Source organism: Candidatus Latescibacterota bacterium (assembly GCA_019038625.1).
Taxonomy (GTDB): Bacteria; Krumholzibacteriota; Krumholzibacteriia; order Krumholzibacteriales; family Krumholzibacteriaceae; genus JAGLYV01.
Window position 1 is genome coordinate 47,961 of record JAHOYU010000078.1, and the last position, 20,200, is coordinate 68,160.

General features: G+C 52.8%; 11 protein-coding genes. 10 read left to right on the forward strand and 1 reads right to left on the reverse strand.

Annotated features, from left to right (window positions below):
- The first annotated feature begins 220 nt into the window (after positions 1 to 220).
- The 7 genes from pyk to KOO63_06050 all read left to right on the forward strand — a co-directional run bounded on the left by pyk (position 221) and on the right by KOO63_06050 (position 11,623).
- A complete protein-coding gene (gene pyk / locus KOO63_06020) occupies positions 221 to 1,624 on the forward strand; it encodes a pyruvate kinase (protein MBU8921359.1) in 1,404 nt (467 codons plus the stop codon).
- A 565-nt stretch (positions 1,625 to 2,189) separates the two neighbouring features.
- On the forward strand, positions 2,190 to 3,398 hold the full coding sequence (citD, locus tag KOO63_06025) for a citrate lyase acyl carrier protein (GenBank protein ID MBU8921360.1): 1,209 nt from the start codon (positions 2,190 to 2,192) through the stop codon (positions 3,396 to 3,398).
- 76 nt (positions 3,399 to 3,474) lie between these two features.
- Positions 3,475 to 5,019, forward strand: a complete 1,545-nt coding sequence (gene citF / locus KOO63_06030) for a citrate lyase subunit alpha (GenBank protein ID MBU8921361.1) — start codon at positions 3,475 to 3,477, stop codon at positions 5,017 to 5,019.
- Between the two features lie 68 nt (positions 5,020 to 5,087).
- A complete protein-coding gene (locus KOO63_06035) occupies positions 5,088 to 7,067 on the forward strand; it encodes a phosphoenolpyruvate carboxykinase (ATP) (GenBank protein MBU8921362.1) in 1,980 nt (659 codons plus the stop codon).
- 124 nt (positions 7,068 to 7,191) lie between these two features.
- Entirely contained in the window at positions 7,192 to 7,551 is a 360-nt protein-coding gene (locus tag KOO63_06040) for a hypothetical protein (protein ID MBU8921363.1), read from the forward strand.
- A 97-nt stretch (positions 7,552 to 7,648) separates the two neighbouring features.
- Complete coding sequence (locus KOO63_06045; GenBank protein ID MBU8921364.1) at positions 7,649 to 10,063, forward strand: sigma 54-interacting transcriptional regulator; 2,415 nt, start codon at positions 7,649 to 7,651, stop codon at positions 10,061 to 10,063.
- Positions 10,064 to 10,129: 66 nt separating this feature from the next.
- Positions 10,130 to 11,623 carry a T9SS type A sorting domain-containing protein gene (locus tag KOO63_06050; protein MBU8921365.1) on the forward strand — a complete coding sequence of 498 codons (1,494 nt, stop codon included), beginning with the start codon at positions 10,130 to 10,132 and terminating at the stop codon, positions 11,621 to 11,623.
- 71 nt (positions 11,624 to 11,694) lie between these two features.
- Here the strand turns inward: KOO63_06050 and KOO63_06055 are convergent, their stop codons facing one another.
- A complete protein-coding gene (locus KOO63_06055; GenBank protein MBU8921366.1) occupies positions 11,695 to 14,712 on the reverse strand; it encodes a M1 family metallopeptidase in 3,018 nt (1,005 codons plus the stop codon).
- A 301-nt stretch (positions 14,713 to 15,013) separates the two neighbouring features.
- Here KOO63_06055 and KOO63_06060 point away from each other — a divergent pair, with 301 nt between their 5' ends.
- The 3 genes from KOO63_06060 (at position 15,014) to KOO63_06070 (ending at position 19,720) form a co-directional block, all read left to right on the forward strand.
- Positions 15,014 to 16,909: an insulinase family protein gene (locus tag KOO63_06060; GenBank protein MBU8921367.1), complete on the forward strand. Its 1,896-nt coding sequence runs from the start codon at positions 15,014 to 15,016 to the stop codon at positions 16,907 to 16,909.
- A 21-nt stretch (positions 16,910 to 16,930) separates the two neighbouring features.
- Entirely contained in the window at positions 16,931 to 18,340 is a 1,410-nt protein-coding gene (locus KOO63_06065; protein MBU8921368.1) for an insulinase family protein, read from the forward strand.
- Between the two features lie 105 nt (positions 18,341 to 18,445).
- Complete coding sequence (locus KOO63_06070) at positions 18,446 to 19,720, forward strand: glucose-1-phosphate adenylyltransferase (GenBank protein ID MBU8921369.1); 1,275 nt, start codon at positions 18,446 to 18,448, stop codon at positions 19,718 to 19,720.
- Positions 19,721 to 20,200: the final 480 nt, after the last annotated feature.

Here is a 20,200-nt window from a genome sequence, read left to right on the forward strand (position 1 = left end):
AACGGAGCTTTCCTTCTGCCAGGTGTAAAAAGGATTATTTATTTAAATGACTCCACAACAACGCCGATAAGAATAAAGAATAACCTTTGATTAAATCAGGGGCGCGACATAGAATCGACCCAGAGAAACGGGTCTGAAAACACGGAAAGCAACAGTGAACAGAGTTGTACAATGACAGCGAAAGAGGCATCGTGGCCATGATCCTGTCGATGGAGGAATATTGAAAAGAGCAAAGATAATATGTACGATCGGTCCAGCTTCGAGGGACGAAGACACTCTGAAGAAGCTTGTGGATGCGGGGATGAACGTGGCGAGGATCAATTTCTCTCACGGGAGTCATGCGGACCATCTGGAAGTAGTAAAAAGGATACGGGGAATCAGCGGTACGGTCGCTGTCATGCAGGACCTGCAGGGTCCGAAGATAAGGGTGGGCGAGCTTGATGATGGGGGTGTAGTCCTGGTCAGGGGAAGCGAGATCGTCCTGACTACGGGGGGCGACCCTGTCGAAGACGGGATGATCCCGGTGACATATACCAGCCTGCCAGACGATGTCGTTCCAGGGAACAGCATATTTTTGAACGATGGATTGATCCATCTATCGGTAAAAAGTATCAAGGACAGGAAAGTCACCTGTGATGTGGTCCATGGAGGACTGCTGACTTCAAGAAAGGGAGTCAACCTGCCCGGCGTCAAGATCAGTTCCCCGGCGCTTACAGAAAAAGACAGGGAAGATCTGGATTTCGGCCTCGATATCGGGGTGGATTATGTCGCCCTGTCATTTGTGAGAAGCCCTGATGAAGTCCTTGAAATACAGGATATTATAAATCACGCGGATTCTTCCGCTCGCGTGATCGCGAAGATCGAGAAACAGGAGGCACTCGACTGTATCGACAAGATCATAGAGGTCGCCGACGGGATAATGATCGCAAGGGGGGACCTGGGGGTGGAGATCCCGGCGGAGGAAGTGCCGATCGTCCAGAAGGAGCTTATCAATGCCTGTTTGAAAAGAGGCAAACCGGTGATCACCGCGACTCAGATGCTCGAGTCGATGGTCTCGTCTGAAAGGCCTACGAGAGCAGAGGCGAGCGATGTTGCCAACGCTGTCATAGATGGTACAGATGCCGTCATGCTGTCCGCCGAGACGGCGACGGGCAAGTTTCCGGTAAGGACAGTCAGAGTGATGTCCAGGATCATTGAAAAGGCAGAGGAGTTCAGTCTGTGCCGGCGGGAAAAGATCAGCCAGGGTGAAGTGATAACCTCAGACAAGGATATGATATTCACCGATGCTATATGTTCGGGTGTGGCTGCTGTGGCCAGAGATATCGATGCCACCGCGATCGCCGTCCTGACCCATGGAGGACATACAGCCAGATTGATATCCAGACGCAGGCCGAATGTACCTGTACTGGCACTGACAGATTTTCTGCCTGTTGTCAGGCAGATGGCTCTTGTGTGGGGAGTGAGAGGCATCTCTGTCGAATGTATTGAAGAGACCGAGGCTATCTTCGCTATTGTCAAGGATATGGTGAGGAAAGTGGGGTTCAGCGGAAAGGTAGTGGTCACTGCCGGAATCCCGACTAAAGAGAGAAGGCCGAGCAATACCATTCATGTAATTGACATTTAAGGAAAGAAACTTTACGCGCTAGGGGCGACCGTTAAATATTTTTATTATCAAGGAGCAGGGGATTATTCCCCTGTTTTTCTTTTATGACCCTGAATTTGCCGGGCAGAGCCGCCTGGCGAGGGCGCAACCCGTTTTATATAAAGGAGTTAAAAACCGTCTGGCTGAAGGGTGGGATGGGGGGCTTGTGCTGTCCCGTTATTCATAGTAAATGGCCCCTTCTGGCATGGTACTTGATGTATCGTATAACCAGTACCATTGAGCCCGCGGAAGCTCTTTCTGAATACGGGGCCTCCCCCCCCAACGTTAAGAGAATGGCTCAGGTAGGGTACTGAAAACCGAAGGGGCCATGAGCAGCAAGATTTCTTCTTTACCTTCGGGACCATAGGGACGGGCAGGACCACCCGTCCCGTTTTTTTATCCATTCCTTTTTGACATCTAAAGGATTATTATGTAGCTTGTTTCATGCTCGTCCGTTTATATATCGAGCTGTCCAGGAAAAGTGTCCGGCCGTCTGTCTGGCCGGGTAGTATTCGTAGATAGGGGCCTTATCTTACCGGAGTTGATCATGAGTGATATGAACGAGACTCGTGTTGGCAGAGAGGAGAAAAAAGGTGATCTTTCAGTTCTCCTCAAAAAGAAAGACAAAGGCGGAATCTCGATCGAGGTCGAGAGCAGCGTCGGACATATGTTCGGAGATCAGATCAGGAAGACTGTCGAAGAGACCCTCGATCGGCTTGGTGTCGCAGATGCGGATATAAAAGTAGCCGATATGGGAGCATTTGATTACGTCATCCAGGCACGCGTGGAAGCTGCCGCCAGGAGGGTGTTCGAGATATCGGGCCCCGGGGTCCTACCGGATACCGTAGTAGAATACGATGAGGCGCGCAGGGACAGGCTCCGGCGGACCAGGCTCTACATGCCGGGGAACAATCCCGACCTTATGAGGAACGGAGGGTTGTTCGGCGCTGACTGCGTTATCCTTGACCTGGAAGATTCAGTATCTCCCCGGGAGAAAGACGCCGCGCGAGTCCTGATAAGAAACACACTGATAACAATAGATTATGGAAAGGCCGAAAGGATCGTAAGGATCAACCCCATGTCGACAGAGTTCGGAGCGGACGATCTGAAGATGATAATCCCTGCCAGGCCAAATACGATCCTCATCCCGAAATGCGAGACCGCTGCCGATGTGACCGCAGTGGAAAAGATAGTCGAGGAGATTGAGAAACGTGAGAACATAGAGACCCCGACGCTGCTGATGCCATTGATCGAGACGGCGAATGGTATTCTCAACGCACGGGAGATCGGATCTTCGAGCAGTAGAGTGGTCGCGCTCTGTTTCGGCGCGGAAGACTTTACCGCGGATATCGGAGTCGCACGGACCAGAGAGGGTGGGGAGAGCCTGACGGCAAGATGTATGCTGGTGCTTGGAGCGAAAGCCTCCGGCGTCCAGGCGATCGACACGGTCTTCTCCGACATCAATGATATCGAGGGGCTGATCGAATCGACCCGCGAGGCGATGGCTCTCGGATTCGAGGGCAAGGGCGTCATCCATCCTTCGCAGATAAAGCCGATACACGAGGTGTTTTCGCCTACCCCCGAGAGAATAGAGTACGCGAAGAAAGTCGTGGCGGCGATCGAAAAAGCGAGAGCCAGTGGCAGCGGGGTGGCCACGATCGGAAGCAAGATGGTAGACGCGCCCATAGAGTTGCGGGCAAGGAAGATCCTGAAACTGGCCGAAGCGCTTGGCCTTCTGGGCGAGGACGAAAAATGATAGACACCTCCGGCCGGTACCCGGTCCGGAAGGTGGAAAAGTATACGACTATTGAAAAAGAATGGGGGTAAGGATCGTGAAGATGGTCCGCAATGCCGTTGGGAGAATGATTCCTGAGGAGATCGATGGAAAAAAGATAAAGCCTTTCATGGGTGCCCACGAGGATCACGGAGGCGGAAGAAAAGCAGCACCTCCGATCCGCGCTGTCGTCGATTACGAGAACAAGATGCTGGCTTCTCTCGACGAGGCGATCGAAGCATGCGAGATCAGGAACGGCATGACGGTCTCTTTTCATCATCATCTTAGAAATGGCGATCACGTCGTCAATATGGTAGTCGACAAACTCGCCAGAAAGGGGTTGAAGAACCTCACTCTGGCACCTTCCGCCCTCTTTCCAGTACACGAGCCCCTGGTGCAGCATGTAGAGAACGGCGTGATATCACATATCGAGGGCTCGATGAACGGGCCGGTCGGCCGCGCCTGTTCTCTCGGAAAGATGAGTAAGACATGTATCCTTCGATCGCATGGAGGCAGATACAGGGCTATTCAGGATGGTGACCTCCACGTCGACGTCGCCTTCATCGCGGCACCTGTCGCAGACTCTTTAGGAAACTGCAACGGATACGGGGGCCCCTCCGCATGCGGAGTGATGAGCTACGCTCTTGCGGACTCCCTCTACGCGGACAAGGTCGTAGTCCTGACCGACAATCTGGTACCTTTTCCGAATTATCCCTGGATAATCCGCGGCGGAAACGTCGATTATATCTGCCAGCTGGAGAATCTCGGTGATCCGGAAAAGATAGTGTCCGGGACAACGAGGATCACCAAAAGCCCGACAAGACAGCTGATAGCGGAGTATGCCGCGAGGCTGGTCAGCGATCTTGGCCTGATGGAAGAACCGGAGTTTTCCTTCCAGGCAGGAGCGGGGGGCATATCGCTCGCCTTCCTGAAGTATATGGGGGACATGCTTCGTGAAAAGGGGCTTAAAGCCTCTTTCGCCCGCGGTGGGTCGAACAAGTTCCTCGTCGATCTTCTGGAGGAGGGTCTGATAGAGTATATCCTGGACGGCCAGTGTTTCGACCAGGTCGGAGTCCGCTCTCTCGGGGAGAATCCGCGCCACATCGAAACAGACCCTTTCACCTCATATAATTATCATACGAAGGGAAACTTCGCTACGAGAGTAAAGGCCGCCGTACTCGGCGCGACCGAGATAGATGTCGATTTCAATGTGAATGTAAACACGCATTCCGATGGATGGCTTCTTCACGGTATCGGTGGGTTCGCCGATGTCTGCGACGCCTGGTGTACGATCATAACGGTGCCCCTGCACAGGGGAAGGCTGGCTACGATCGTCGACAGCGTCACGACTGTGACAGTGCCCGGTGAGACCGTCGATGTACTCGTCACAGAGCGGGGTATAGCCGTAAATCCTGCCAGGACCGATATCCTGGAACGTCTTAAAGATACGGACCTGCCTGTCGTACCAATCGAAAAACTGAGGAAGATGGCGCTGGATCTTGCCGGCGAACCGAAAAAACCGGAGTTCGAGGAGCGGATAGTCGCCCTCATAGAATACCGGGATGGCACGGTTATTGATACTGTCCGGCAATTGAAGGCATAGAGGGGCCCATCTGACTTCAGTGCAGCGCTTCGGGTCCCCAGCCCGAGCGATTTTCAAAATAATCCGTAATGCGCGGAACTACGCGCGGTTCTGTCTATAACAAGGGAGTTGTCGTGCCTGACTCCAGCGGGGCCATTTCAAAAACCCTGGCAGACCGATTGACAGGTTATGCCGTAAATACCGGCAATTTTGTGTCTGACTCTTACAGGATCCTTACCCTTTCTCTGAAAGACAGCGTTACACTTGAAGCCAGATCGGCGAAGGATGTCCTGAATAAAAATGGCAGCCTCTCATATATCACCAGGAAGACGAGTCGTTCCGCCGCTATGACCGAGATCTTTTTCGGAGACCCGGACAAGAGACAGTCCGGGATCATGGAAGCAGCTTGTGAATATATTGAGCGGCGCATCGACGGGGGTATGGAGCTTCTTTACTTGGACAAGCTGATGGGCCTTCATCCGGACCACTCACATTATTGCAGGACCATTATCACCCCGGAATTTGCCAGGATGCTTGTGATGTGGGACAGGCTGATATTCGACGTTCCAGAGGAGAGGTTGGGTGGTGGGCCGGACCAGGTACAGGTCATGATCCCTGAATGGGCGGAATACGCAAGGCTGAACGGATTGCCGGAGGTGGCTATCCTGGTGGATGCAGTGAATAATGTGACCTTTGCTCTCGGAAGCGATTATTTCGGCGAGATCAAGAAAGGTCATCTCCGCATGGCGATGTACCGTGAAAAACTGAAATACAGGGATGGTTCCGGTGGTGGCCTGGGAGTGCATGCCGGTGGAAAAGTGATCAGGGCGAAGGATTCAGCGAGCGGAAGGCTGGAGGAAAAGGGAGCACTTTTTTTTGGACTGAGCGGCACTGGAAAGACGACGCTCTCTGTCCATCACTTCTGGCTCGATCCCGAGCAGGGCGAGTCCGTAATAATCAGGCAGGACGATTTTTTTGTGCTGGCCGCCGACTCTGCGGCCTTCGGGACCGAAGACAATGCCTATATAAAGACTGAAGGGCTGGAGCCGAAAAGCCAGCAGCTGCTTTTTGAGGGCGCGATGAGTCCACACTCGATACTGGAGAATGTGTATGTCGACCCAGAGACGCTCGAACCCGATTTCTTCAGGTTCGACCACCCCTGGACTCCCGGGGGAATGTGCTATAACGGCCGGGGAATAGTCATAAGAAAAGAACTCGATTTCACAGATGACAGGGTCGATCTTGACAGGGTAGATATGATCTTTTTTATCACGCGAAGGGAAACGGTCATTCCCCCTGTCATGCGCCTCAGCACGGAGCAGGCTGCCGCAGCCTTTATGCTCGGAGAGTCTATCCTGACCTCCGCGGCGGATCCGACGAAGGCGGGCCAGTCGGTTCTCGAAGTGGGGACCAATCCGTTCATCGTAGGCTCGGGAGGAGAGGAAGGGAATATCTTCTACAGTATTCTTAAAAATAATCCTCATATCAGGTGTTATCTTTTCAATACCGGTGGGTTTGGAGGAAGGAACGTGGATGCCGGCTCGGAAAACCTCGCTGGTGAAGGTGTGATGGAAGTGTTGAAAAGTTACCTTGCGGGGCAATGGCAGGAGGGAAAGGGATGTCTCGTCCGGCGGAAACTGATGGACGGGGCCGAGGAGGAATTCAAAGTGGAGCGAGTCCGCCTGGAACTCGATGGGGACGGCAGGCGGTACAGGTCGCGTGGGGAGATCCAGACGGTCGTAGACATGGTTGAGGCCGGGGAAATCGACGCGAAGGATTTCCAGCTGGTCAGAGTCGAAGTACTGGCTGGCCAGAAAGTAAAGATACAGGATTCATCAGCCTTTATCAGAGAGATCGCCAGGGGGACGGTGGAGTGGGCGAAAGAAGATTACTGGGGATACGATGTTCCCACGTCGATGCCTGGTATGGATCTTTCGCGGTTCGATGAAAAGAGATACTACACAGAATCAGAGATCAAAGAGTTGAAGGACAGGATCAGGGCCGAAAGGATCGAGTGGCTGCATTCGTTCGATGACCTCGATCCTGAGATCAGGGATATTTTCGGGTAATCCGAAACCAGCCAATAGCTTACGGACGCAAAGCCGGAATCGAATCTTTATTCTCCAAAAGCACTCACTTGACAGATGAGAGATCTGGTGTATACTCGACGGACTACAGATATTGGAGGCATCAATGAGATTCTTACGGGGAAATTCGATTCGGTTCATAGTCTTCCCGGTACTCCTTGCCATCTCATTCGTCCTTCTTCCGCTGAGATCACATGCCCGCGACGAAAGCCTGATCAAGATCGAAGTACAGGCCATGTATGATACCGGGCAGTTCGGGGAGCCGGGGCACGACCCGTTCCTCAGCAGATTTCAGCCGGGGGGACAGGGATCAAATGGAGACCGCGAAGGGGGATCCCTTACCGACCCTGACTCCGGACAAAACGGAGAAGGGCAGGGAGGCCCACCTCTCTCGGAATGGGATATTGAGACTATTATCCGGACCCTGGGCAAGAGCCTGGTCGGAACAATCAATCAGCTGTTCTGATCTCTTGTCCGTGTGTGAGAAATAGTGCCATTAACCAGACCGGGTGGTATCCGCCAGGAATCTGACGCGGAGGACCATGCCGGAGAGCCGACCAGATATGGTTGAAGTAGATAAACTGATTCGCAGGATCGAATCTTATGTGGACAGCAAGGATTACAGGTCTGCCCTGTCGACTCTTGACCGTTCGGACTGGCTGGACCTTGCCGAGATCCCTTCGGCCGGGCACAGGGAACTGTCGCTTCTTCTCGCCAGGACACTTTATAACTCGTATGAACATGACAGAGCCTCTTCGGTCCTCGACACCCTGCTCGATCTCTATCCCGATATCCGGGCAGAAAAAGACTTTATTTTCCTCAAGTCTCAGATATTGATCAAGACCGGAGACCCTTCCGGAGCCGAGAGACTGCTTCGCGCGTCTCTGGATGATGAACATAGCCGGGAAGACGAATTTTTCCTGAGATTCTGCCTGGGCAAGGCCTGTTTCTGGAAAGGGGACTATCTCAGCGCGAATCTTCTCCTGGAGGCCTGCAGACAGTATTATCTCTCTTCCGATGACAGGTTCATGCTGGGTAATGTCCAGTATATGCTGGGCTATACGTCCTTTCAGAGGTCTTTCTTCGAACAGGCCGAGGAATACTATAATAACGCGACCGACTGTTTCAATATCACCGGCGATGGGAAGCAGCTTGCGGCGACCTGTCATATGATGGGTATCCTTTTGTACCGGACCGGAAAATACAGAGAGGCTGAAGAACTTCTCATCAGGTCGGGCAAGTCATTCGAGACTCTCGGAGATTCCATCGGAGTAGCCGAATCCTGGATAGCCAGGGCCCGGGTGAACATGTATCTCGGAAAGTACAAAGATGCCGAGCGGCTGTTGGACAGGGCATACAGGAGGGCCAGAGAGTCGGGATACAGGAGAGGTGAGGCGCTTGCCGCCGAATTCCTCGGAGAGACGGCGCTTAAGAGAGGCGATCATCTGAGGGCAGGGAGATTTCTTGTCAAAGCAGAAAGACTTGCTCTGGAAATAGCTCCTTCCGGGGATATAGCGGCCGAAGTGTACAGAAGACTTGGAGACCTCAACGTAGCCTGCGGAGACTTCGACGAAGCGAAGACTGTCCTGGAGAAGAGTATGAGGCTGACGACAAGCCTCCATGATGACTATGAGCTGGGTTGTGTCCTGCGGGCATTCGGTCGTCTCGAAGCCGCGATGGGACATTATGAGCTTTCAATGTCGTATTTTAACGAAGGTATATCGATTCTGCGCATGATCAAGGAATCGTTCGAGCTGGCGAACACATGCGTGTCGGCCGCGGAGGCTCTCACGGGATGGGCCAGGAAGGCCGACGGCGAAGGATCTGACAATAAAAGATTATTCTCTGAAGCGAGGACTTATGCCATGGAGGCGGCTCACCTCTACCAGTCGATAGGACTGGAGGACGAGGTGTCCAGATGCGACAAGCTGACCGGGAAGCTGTTGAATGAATCCTGGCAGGAAGAGGATCTCTCGGGCTTTACAAGGTTGAAGTTCGATGACGAATGGCTTTGTGAGGGCTCTGCGGTCGCCAGGTCGGCTCAGATGCGCCACGTCGTGGCGAGGGCGGTCTCGCTCGCGTCCAGCACGATCCCGGTCCTGATCACGGGAGAGACGGGAACTGGCAAGGAAGTCATCGCCAGGCTCCTTCACCGGTGCAGCGACAGGGCTGACGGACCCTTTATCGCTATCAACTGCGCCTCTATAACAGAGAGTGTATTTGAAAGCGAGCTGTTCGGTCACCGAAAAGGCGCGTTCACCGGGGCCGACAGGGACAGGATGGGGATCATAGAGAGAGCCTCGGGAGGAACTCTTTTTCTCGACGAGATCTCTGAACTTTCAGTCTCACAGCAGGCGAAGCTTCTGAGATTCTTCCAGGAGCAAAAGATAAGAAGAGTAGGTGAATCGAAAGAACGACAGGTCAATATCAGGCTTGTCTCGGCATCGAACCAGAATCTCGAATCTCTGTTGAAAAACGGCGGGCTCAGGAAGGATTTTTACTACAGGGTGCTTACGGCGTCGATAGAGCTTGAACCGCTGAGAAGAAGGAAAGAAGATATAGAGGCGTTGTTCTCCTGGTACATGAGACAGTCGGGATGCGATCCCCTCGTCGAGAACGGGCTTGTGGAGCTTCTCAAGGTCTACCACTGGCCGGGGAATGTAAGGCAGTTGATAAGTGTCGTCAAGATACTGGCCATAATAGGTAAAAGCACGGGACGGATCGGAAGAAACGACCTGCCCGTGAATATCAGGAGCCACTACATCGGTGGGCTCGACAGCAGGACGACTGAGAATGGCAGTCCGCTGAAGACGAAGGAGATCCCTTCGATAGGACTTGTGAGGGATCCGCTGGAGATCCGGAGTCTCGTAATATCGAGTCTCGTAAAGACGAACGGGAACAAGTCAGCCGCCGCCAGGGAACTCGGTGTTTCGAGAAGCACCTTCTACAGGGTGCTGAAGGACATGGATATTTATTAGATTTCTGTTATATTCAATTTGTGATCTGGTTGTTTATTAATCCCGCCCCTGATATGTGAGGTCGATATGTATCGTTCTGTATTCACCTGTGTGCTGTTGTGTCTGACCGTGTCAATCCTGTCGGTGACTGCTGTCGGCGAAGACGTAGCGGACGTCGAGAACGAGCTTGAAGCGCTGAGGCAGATCATAGCGGAAAAGGGGTACAGCTTTACAGTCGGGCGGACTCCCCTTACGGGACTCTCGAAAGAACAGCTGGCGCAAAGGACCGGTTTTATCCCGCCTTCGAAGGAGGAATGGGGTTCGCTGCCGCGGTTCGTGCCAGGCGCGCTCAGCTATCCCGGGGCAGATATCAGCGATCCGGTCTTCGACTGGAGGACTCTTGGCAATGTGACCGGAGTGAGGAACCAGGGCGCCTGTGGTTCGTGCTGGGCCTTCGCCGCGATAGCTCAGCTGGAGGGACATATTGCCATCTATGACAACATGATGATGGATCTTTCCGAGCAGCATATAATCGATTGTAACGAGGACGAGAAAAACTGTGACGGCGGCAACGCCTATGCTGCTTATAAGCTCCTGCTTTCTTTCGGCTCCGTGACAGAGGACTGTATTCCATATACCCAGTCGGACGAAGGAGAGTGCGGGCAGGCCTTCTGCACTTCTGTCGCGGTCATTGCGGATTATCCAGATGTGGAAGACTTCAATGTCACAGCGATCAAGACGGCGCTTCTGAGCGGACCTGTCTATACGGCGATCAGGACGAGCGCTTTATTTAATAGCTACATCGAAGGATGTTTCGATTATAACGACACTAACAATTACCCGGATCATGCCGTGCTGATAGTCGGATGGGACGACACGGCCTGCGATGAAGGGGGAGCCTGGATCGTTAAGAACAGCTGGGGGGAGGGCTGGGGCGAGGATGGATTTATGCATATCAAGTACGGTGTAAGTTACATAGGGATGTACGTTTCACAGATCCTGTATTCGCCTTTCGTAAGCCTGACCTCTCCAAACGGAGGGCAGACGATCTATGGGGATACGGAGTACAGGATCCAGTGGAGCAATCCCGGGATCGAACCGGACTCCGTCTCGCTTGCGTACAGCATCGGCGGTGCTGCCGGGCCATTCGACAACCCGATAGTCTCCGGGCTGACAGGAGTCGAGACTTACCTGTGGACCGTTCCCGAGATAACGAGCGAATCGGTCATGGTGAGGGTAACGGCCTGGCTGGACGGCGATATCAGGGCGTATGACCTCAGCGACGAAGTATTCGAGATCGCAGCATTTTCAAATACTGCCTCATCCTATCCCAATCCGTTCCAGGAAAAGATCAGCATCCTGTACGAGGTAGATTCTCCGGGGCGTGTAAAGATCACGATATTCGATGTGAGGGGTGGAGTGGTGAAAGTCGTGGAAGAGATCGACCGGGATACGGGCAATTATGTGGCGGAATGGGATGGAACGGAAGCTGACGGCGCTCCGGCAAATCCAGGTGTCTATTTCTATCTTCTCGATGCGCCGGGAACGACACGGTCAGAGAAGATCATCCTGTTGCGTTAGCCCGATCTGGTCCCGTCTCCATGGGCGACACCTTTTCTCCGATGGCCGCGGCCTGCAGAACGGCACCGTCCCTAGAACAGGCTGCTGAATCCTATCGTCCAGCGCATGTCCCAGTTCTCCGTCTCTCCGCTGATCTCCGGATGACTCAGATAGAAGGGGAATTCGGCCGTGATGTTCCAGATCTTTATGCCGATTCCGGCATCCTGAAGCACATAGTCAAAAGCGTTTTCTCCAAGTCTTTCTCCGACTTCATCCGGAAGAGCTTCGAGTGGGTCTTCGCCGAGAGCCTTGCCGTAATCGTAGAAGAGGTACAGCTCGGGACGCAGTGCATTCGAGAGCTTTTTCCCCAGGGGGAGGAAGGGCAGCTTCAGCTCGATATTCGACGATACGATAGACTTGAAACTGAAGTCTCCGTCGAAATATCCGCGAAGATTGGCATCTCCCGCTACATGAAAATTGTTGTAGTAGTCTTCCGGGAAAGCGCCCTTGCTTCTCAGCCAGAAGAAGTCCTCTTTGTCGACCGGACCGGCTCCTGCCAGGTTGAACATCTCCTGAAGAGGGGGGTCCATGGTGGCCCTGCCGAAGAACAGTCTCATCCTCGGCTCGATGGGCAGGGGCCAGAATCTGGAGGGCCATATTCTGGCGTTGAACGTCAATTTTTCATAACTGAAGTCACTGCCGTAGAACGACCGTTCGAGTCCGAGAAAGAAAGAGGTGTTGAATACGTCGGTCTTCGGGTAAGAGGCGATGAACAGGGACGATTTGATGTTCGGGCCTTCCTCATACATGCCGGGATATACATAGTCGGGGTCTGTGAGTTCCTGATAGCCGAGCTTGAGAGTGTAATGTTTGGTAAGAGGCTCGGAAAGGTGTTTGCGCCTCGTCTTGAAGATCGAAAGACTAGCCCCCTGCCTGCCTTCCCTGTAATATCCGTCGATTTTCCAGTCGGCTTCCCTGCCGAAATAGGTCAGAGGGTTTTCGAAAGAACCATAGACATCAAACTCTCCACTTTCGAATCCGTAGAGTCCCTGGAGCGTGAAATTTTTATAGATACCGTCATAGCTGCCCTTCAGGCACAGCCCGGCTTTGCCCCCGTCGATATCGTTATAAAATCCGAGGGGACTCACCCTGAACTGATAGGCGTCAGATGGATAATAATCGCTCGGAAGAAGTTCGAACATAAGCTCGCGTTTCCTGGGCGCGAAGTTATCAAGGAGATAGATGTCGAGGATCTCGTTGTCCGGGTTGATAGCGACAGAGACAGGTTCTATCGGGAATGTGAAGGTGTTTTCGTATTCGCGCGGCATGCCGTCGACCCTCTCCGTGACCGTGTTACCGTTCTTCAGCCGGAAGGCCAGGGTAAGGGGCATCATCATCTCACTCTTCCGCTTCACCTTGACATCGGCGGTGAATCCGTCGGCAGATTCGGATACTTTGAAGCGATCCACCCTGTAATCGCAATTTTTTGTGGAATGGAGCCATTGAATAAAGAACTCCCCGAGGTCCTGCCCCGATATCTCTTCGCATACATCGAGGAAAGCGTCTTCGTCGACATGTTTGAATTTCCATTTTTCGAGGTATGTATGCATTATTCTGCGGAAATCAGCGTCTCCCACATGATAACGCAGTGCTCTCATGAAAAGCGCGCCTTTCGTGTAGACCATCGTCCGCCCACAGTTATTAAACTCATGATAGGGCGTGGCGACACGCTCGGCGAATCCTGTACGGTGATAGTAGATGACCTGTCTTGAAAGCCTGTCCCAGATCTTGCGAGGTTTAAAGGACGACAGGAATGATTGCTCTTTCTCGTCACCATATGGCCCGAATTCGGTCTCTCTGCGGAGGTATGTCTGATAGGTCGTCATACCCTCGTCCATCCAGGCCTCTTCGCGTTCGTCGTTGGCCAGCATCCCATAGAACCAGTTGTGGCCTATCTCGTGAAGCATGAGGTCTTCATCGGCGGAGCCGTTCATGACCAGCATAGGATATTCCATCCCGCCACCGCTGTGTACATCGACGATGCTGATCTGTGGATATCCGTACGGGCCGGCGAAGTCTTCCATCCACTTCATACAGCGGACTCCCCTGGCGAGAGCGGAATCGGCCCAGGAGGAGTTCCATTTCCGGTAAAAGGACCGGATTTCGTACCCGTTGTATTCGGCCTTTTCCAGGGCGAATTCGGGGTCGGCGCACCAGGCGAAATCGTGAACGTTTTCAGCTCTGAACTTCACTGTCTTTTCGTGTCCGTATGTATCGGAGGCATCAGCTGTTCCGGCCTGCCCGCCGGTTTCCTGAGCTTTTTCCCCCGCAGCGGCCAAAGCCTTTTCCCATCCGGCGTCTCCTGAGACGAGAATGCCTGTGGATGCGATGACAAATTCATCGGGGATCGTGATCTCGACATCGAAATCGCCGAATTCACCGTAGAACTCACCTTTTCTGAACTGGTCGGCGTGCCAGCCGTTTTTATCGTATACGACCATCTTGGGGTACCACTGGCCCAGGGCGTAGTGGTCTCCAAGGAAGCCGGATCTGCCAAGTTTCTTTCTCACCAGCTCGGAGAAATGTACCTCGATCGATACTGTCCTGCCAGGAACGAGGGGTCTTGGGAATGTCGCGCTCAGGATCGTCCCGTCAACATCGAACGAGAGACTGTCCCCGTTGACTGTAAGGCTGGTTATATCTATCCAGCCGCGTGCCGAACCGGTCAGGCCGACAAGGATGGTCCAGACCCCGGGAAGGTGATCTTCGATAAGGGGGGAGGCCTTTTCCCGGTAGGCGTTCGGGTAGAGGTGCAGGTAGAAGGCATCCAGTGTGTCCGGGGAATTATTGGTGTAACTTATGATATTCGATCCGGTCAGCATGTGTGTCTCGGGGTTCAGCGTGCACATGATCGAATTATCGGCCTTCTGTTGCCAGTAGGGATCTATGAGGTCCGGGATCTGCGTGGATTGTGCAGCTACCGTGGTTCCGTTCAGGGCGGTCTCGATGACCCCCGAAGAAACTTTTTCCGGCGATGCCAGGATCCCGGCGGCCAGAAAGGCTGTTATAGCCATCAAATGGATATATCTGGATATAAAGCTATTTCTCATCTCGTCATTCATCCCTTCCAGGAAAGTCCTTCCGATACCCGGGTCCTATTCAACCAGCTGAAGTTAGCACAGTGATGCGGTCCAATCAAGCGGAATGGACCGTTGGCGGATCAGTCAATTGCCGGACGATATCCCCGGCCTGAACAATGGGGTACCCTATTTACTCCTATTCCCACCGGAGTGGACCATTTTGCTTGTAAGACAGGAAATCGCCTGATAATATTCTTCTTTACGCTGGTATCCATATTCGGCCCGGCGATAATCAAGAGAACATGGCAAGGTATTCCTGGAAGGAGGAAGGATGCTCAGAAAAGGAAGGAGTCTTTTCCTGTCGGCCCTGGTGATTTCGTTCACCATTCTGCTGGTTCAGCCAGCTGGTCAGTGCCAGACGCTGGAGGAAAAGGTCAATGAGTTCGAACTCGATAACGGGATGAAATTCCTGGTCGTCGAGAGGCATGAAGCCCCAGTGGCGTTCTGCGCGATAGTATTCAATGTGGGGTCTGCCAATGAATGGCCCAATGTGACGGGGATATCTCATCTTCTCGAACACATGATGTTCAAAGGTACGAAGATGTTGGGAACGAGCGACTACAAGAAAGAGATCCCCTACATAGAAAAGACCGACGAGCTTGGCGAGATGACTATAGAACTTCGCAAGGAGCTGGGGGAATGGCGCTTCGAAGCGTTCAAGGAATTCCGCGAGACCATCATCGCCGGCTTTACCGAAGAGGAGACAGAGAAAGCCGGGACAAACAAATATACACAGAACCTTATTCTCGTAGAGAAGATCCGGGCGATGGAAAGCCTTCCCGAAGAGCTTACATCGAGAAAGTACCTTCTTGAGAAAGACGGCGTCGATTATCTCGAGAAGTATCTGGAATACGAGCAGACATGGGGAGAGATCGTAAGGCTGACGGACGAACAGCGCACCCGGTTCGTTGTGAACAACGAACTGTGGGAGACATATATGAACAACGGGTCCCGCATGCTCAACGCGGGAACGTCCTATGATTTCACCGTCTATTTCGTCTATCTGCCCACCAACAGGCTCGAACTCTGGATGACGATGGAATCAGACCGTATGGATTCTGCCATTTTCAGGGAGTTCTGGATCGAAAGGGACGTCGTCATGGAAGAGCGGCGGCTGGCCGACAACGATCCCGACGATGTGCTCGACGAAGCATTCAACTCGGTGGCGTTCACCGCCTGTCCCTACAAGTGGCCCGTTCTTGGCTGGATGAGCGATCTGCAGACGATCGACAGAAAGGAACTCGCCGAATATCACAAGACCTTCTATGCTCCGAATAACGCGACTGCGGTCATAGTGGGTGATGTGGATGTAAAGACTGTCAGGAAGATGGCAAAGAAATATTTCGAGTCGATTTCTGACCAGGAACCACCTCCTCCGCTGGAGACGAGAGAACCGAAGCAGCAGGGCGAAAGACGTCTCGTGATCGAACATGATGCGAATCCGAAATTGATGGTCGGTTATCACAAGCCTATTCATCCCGACCCGGAATCGGTCGTATTCGACGTCATGACCAGCGTGCTGGCCGGTGGCCGGACTTCGAGGCTGTATAAGTCGATATTCGAGGATAAGAAACTCACGGCTGAGCCGGTGAGAGTCTATACGGGTCCAGGCGAGAGATACGACAACCTCCTGATGTTCACCGCCGAGCCCAGGCATCCTCACACGCTCGAGGAAGTCGAGGCCGCGATCTACGAAGAGATTGAAAAGCTCAAGACAGAGCCGGTGACCGATAGAGAGCTGCAGAGGATACTCAACCAGCTCGACTCACAGATGGTCCAGCAGCTCGGATCGAATCTCGGCATCGCGTTCACCGTGCTTATGGGCGAGATCTTCCGTGGCGACTGGCACGCGATGTTCCGGCAGTACGATATGACGAAGGAAGTCACGGCTGAGGACGTGATGAAGGTAGCTGAAAAATATCTGATAGAGAGCAACAGGACTGTTGGCTGGAGAGTGAAGATCGAAAAAGAAGAAGGCGAAGAAGGGGGAGAAGCGGGAGATGAAGTCGATCAGCAGGCTCTAAGGGCATGGGTCATGTCCCTGCCACCAGATGAACAGGCGGAGGTCATACAGAAATTCCAGAGCATGAGGTCGGAAGCCGAAGCGATGGAATATATGAAAGAACTATGGGAACGCGTAAAAGCGTCCGGCGCGGTAAAGGAATAAGACCGGAAAGGAAAGATGACGATGAAAAGAAAGATCCTCATTATAGTCCTGGTGGCAGTCCTTGCCGGCATGCTTGCGACGCCGTTGACGGCAGGAAGAAAGCATCCGAGCAAGCTCAAGTATCCCGACCTCGAAGTCCAGGTTCCCGAGGTCATGGATATTTCCTTTCCCAACGGGATGAAAGGTTTCATGATCGAGGACCACGAGATCCCCGCGGTGAATATTGTGATCCTTTTCAAGACCTATTTTCCCGAGAAGGAAAAATACGGATTGAACGAATTGGCCCGCTGGGTCATGCGTAACGGGGGCAGCGAGAGCTGGCCGGCCGACAAGCTGAACGACGAGCTCGAATTTCTGCCGGCGCAGGTCGAGTTTTTCGGAGGAGATCTCAGCACGAGCGTTTTTATCAACTGCATGAAGAAAGATCTGGAAAACGTTCTGGGCATACTCGCCGATGTGGTTACCAATCCCTCCTTCCCGGAGGAAAAGGTACAGAAGAAGAAAGACGATATGCTCGAGGACATACGAAGAAAGAACGACCAGCCGAGAAACATCGTCAACAGGGAGTTCAATAAACTGTTGTACGGTGACCACCCCTACAGCTGGGAGACGGAAGAGGCGTCGATATCGTCAGTGACCAGAGACGACCTCGTAGCTTTTCATCGCGCCTGGTTCGTTCCGAACAATGCCCTGATCGGTATCAGTGGAGATGTCACCAAGCCTGAGATCGAAAAACTGATAAGCGAGGCGTTTACCGGATGGGAGCAGGGCGAAGTGAATATCCCGCAGGTTCCGGATGTGGGTGGCAGTCCCGATCCGACCGTGAACTATATCTACAAGGATATCAGTCAGGCATATATAAACCTGGGACATCTCGGAATCAACTCGAACAATCCTGACAAGTGCGCGGTCACGATCATGAACTTTATCCTCGGCGGCGGATCGTTTACGTCCTGGATAACGACGGAGGTCCGCGAGAAGAGGGGCCTTGCCTACTCTGCCAGGTCGAGATACAGTTCCGATCCTTTCGCGGTCGGAGTCTTCAGCGCATTCGCCCAGACTTCGGCGGGCGAGTACAGCAGGGCGCTTCAGGTGATCCTGGACCAGATCGAGAGGATGAAGACGGACGGTCCTACGGAAGAGGAACTCAGAAAAGCTGTCGATTCGTTCCTCAACAGTCAGGTCTTCGACTATGATTCGAAGGCTGGAATGGTGCGTAGATTGATCGACCTGCAGTTCCAGGGAAGATCGCTTAATACTCCTGAAGAAGATATGGCCAAATATGCTGCGCTGACTGTCGAGGATATAAAGGCCGCGGCTCTCAAATATCTCGACATGGACATGCTGACTATCCTCGTCGTAGGTGACAAGGAACAGTTCGACCGTCCCCTTTCCGAGTTCGGAGAGGTCAAGGAGATAGAACTGAAGTAGAATAAGCTGCAATTGTCCGGCTGGCTTCCGGGCAGGCAGAGAATCGGATGATTTTCGGAAGGACCGGGGCCCGGCCCCGGTCCACCGGAACGGAGAGAACAGGTTTTGGACGAAATTACTGCGATAATCCTTGGTGGAGGCAGAGGGACGAGGCTGTATCCGCTCACGAGGAGCCGGTCGAAACCGGCTGTACCGCTTGCGGGGAATTACAGGTTGATAGATGTTCCTGTGAGCAACTGCATAAACTCGGAGATAGAGCGGATATACGTTCTGACCCAATTCAACTCGGCCTCGCTTAACCAGCATATTTCCAGGACCTACCGTTTCGATACGTTCAGCAGCGGTTTCGTCGAGATCCTGGCAGCCGAGCAGACGCTGATCTCGACCGGCTGGTTTCAGGGCACAGCAGACGCGGTGAGACAGGCCCTTCCGCATCTCAGCGGGGGTCCCTCCAGAGATGTCCTCATCCTGTCGGGCGACCATCTTTACAGGATGGATTACCGGCAGTTCGCCAGGGCTCACAGGGAGAGAGATGCCGATATAAGTATCGCCGTAAGGCCGGTCAGTGCTTCGAGGGCACCTGAGTTCGGCATACTCAAGGCTGATAACGATGGCTGGATCACTGAGTTCAGAGAGAAGCCACGGGGCTCGAACCTGCTCAGGATGAAGACAGACATGAGGGGCCTCGGGTTGAGTGCGGCAGAGTCCAGACAGAGACCGTATCTCGGGTCGATGGGAATCTATCTTTTCAAACTGGACGTACTGAAAAAAGTACTGCAGGATAATCCCGATGTAATCGATTTTGCCAGACAGGTCATCCCGCAGGCTCTCGATGAAGGAAAGGTGGGAGCTTATCTCTACAACGGGTACTGGGAGGATATCGGGACGATCAAATCGTTTTACAATGCTCACATGGATCTCATCTCCATCGAGCCGAAATTCAACCTTTTCGACGCGAGATTTCCTCTGTATACCCATCCCAGATTTCTTCCCGGATCGAAAGTCAACCGGGGCGACGTCTCCCGTTCTATCCTGAATGCGGGGTGTATAATCGACCGGGCTGTAATAAAAAAATCGATAATCGGTCTGCGCTCGGTAATAGGATCAGGGGCGACCATCGAGAGTTCGCTGATCATGGGCGCGGATGAGTACGATCCTCCCGGAACACCCTCAAAGAACAAGCCCGGTATGGGGATCGGCCCAGGCACTTTCATCCGCAGGGCGATAATCGACACGAATGTAAGGATTGGGCGGAAAGTCGTTCTCAGGAACATAAAGAAATATCGCAACTACGACGATCCGGACAGGAAGATATATGTAAGAAACGGGATCATCGTCATTCCAAAGGGGACCGTCATAAAGGACGGGACGAAGTTCTAGCCGAAATCCGTGATCAGCCAAAAAATATTTCGATATCGGCAGCCTGTTGTTGAACAAACCCCTGGCGTGAGAAAATTGTTTGAAAAATTTGGCGCATTAAGGGCACTAATCGGTAATATTGCGAACCATCCACAAGACCAATCAAAAACCACTCACGAACTTTTCACAAAACTATTTATGGACTTCATGACCGATCATAAAACTTTTCGCAAAACATTCATGGACTACTCACGAAACTTTCCCCGAATCATTCAAAAACCACTCACGAACTTTTCACAATACTTCCAAGGACTTTTCATCAAAGCATCCACAAATCTTTTTGCAAAAATTTCATAATATTCCACATTCTTCCTTGACATGGTTTTTGCTGTGTTTCGGCGTTCGTTCAGTGCTGGCGCGGATATTCGGTGCATGATGGCCCTCTTGTCTTTGCTGCCGCGCTATCTTGTGCTTCGTGTCTTTTGTCATCTCAGCCTGCCT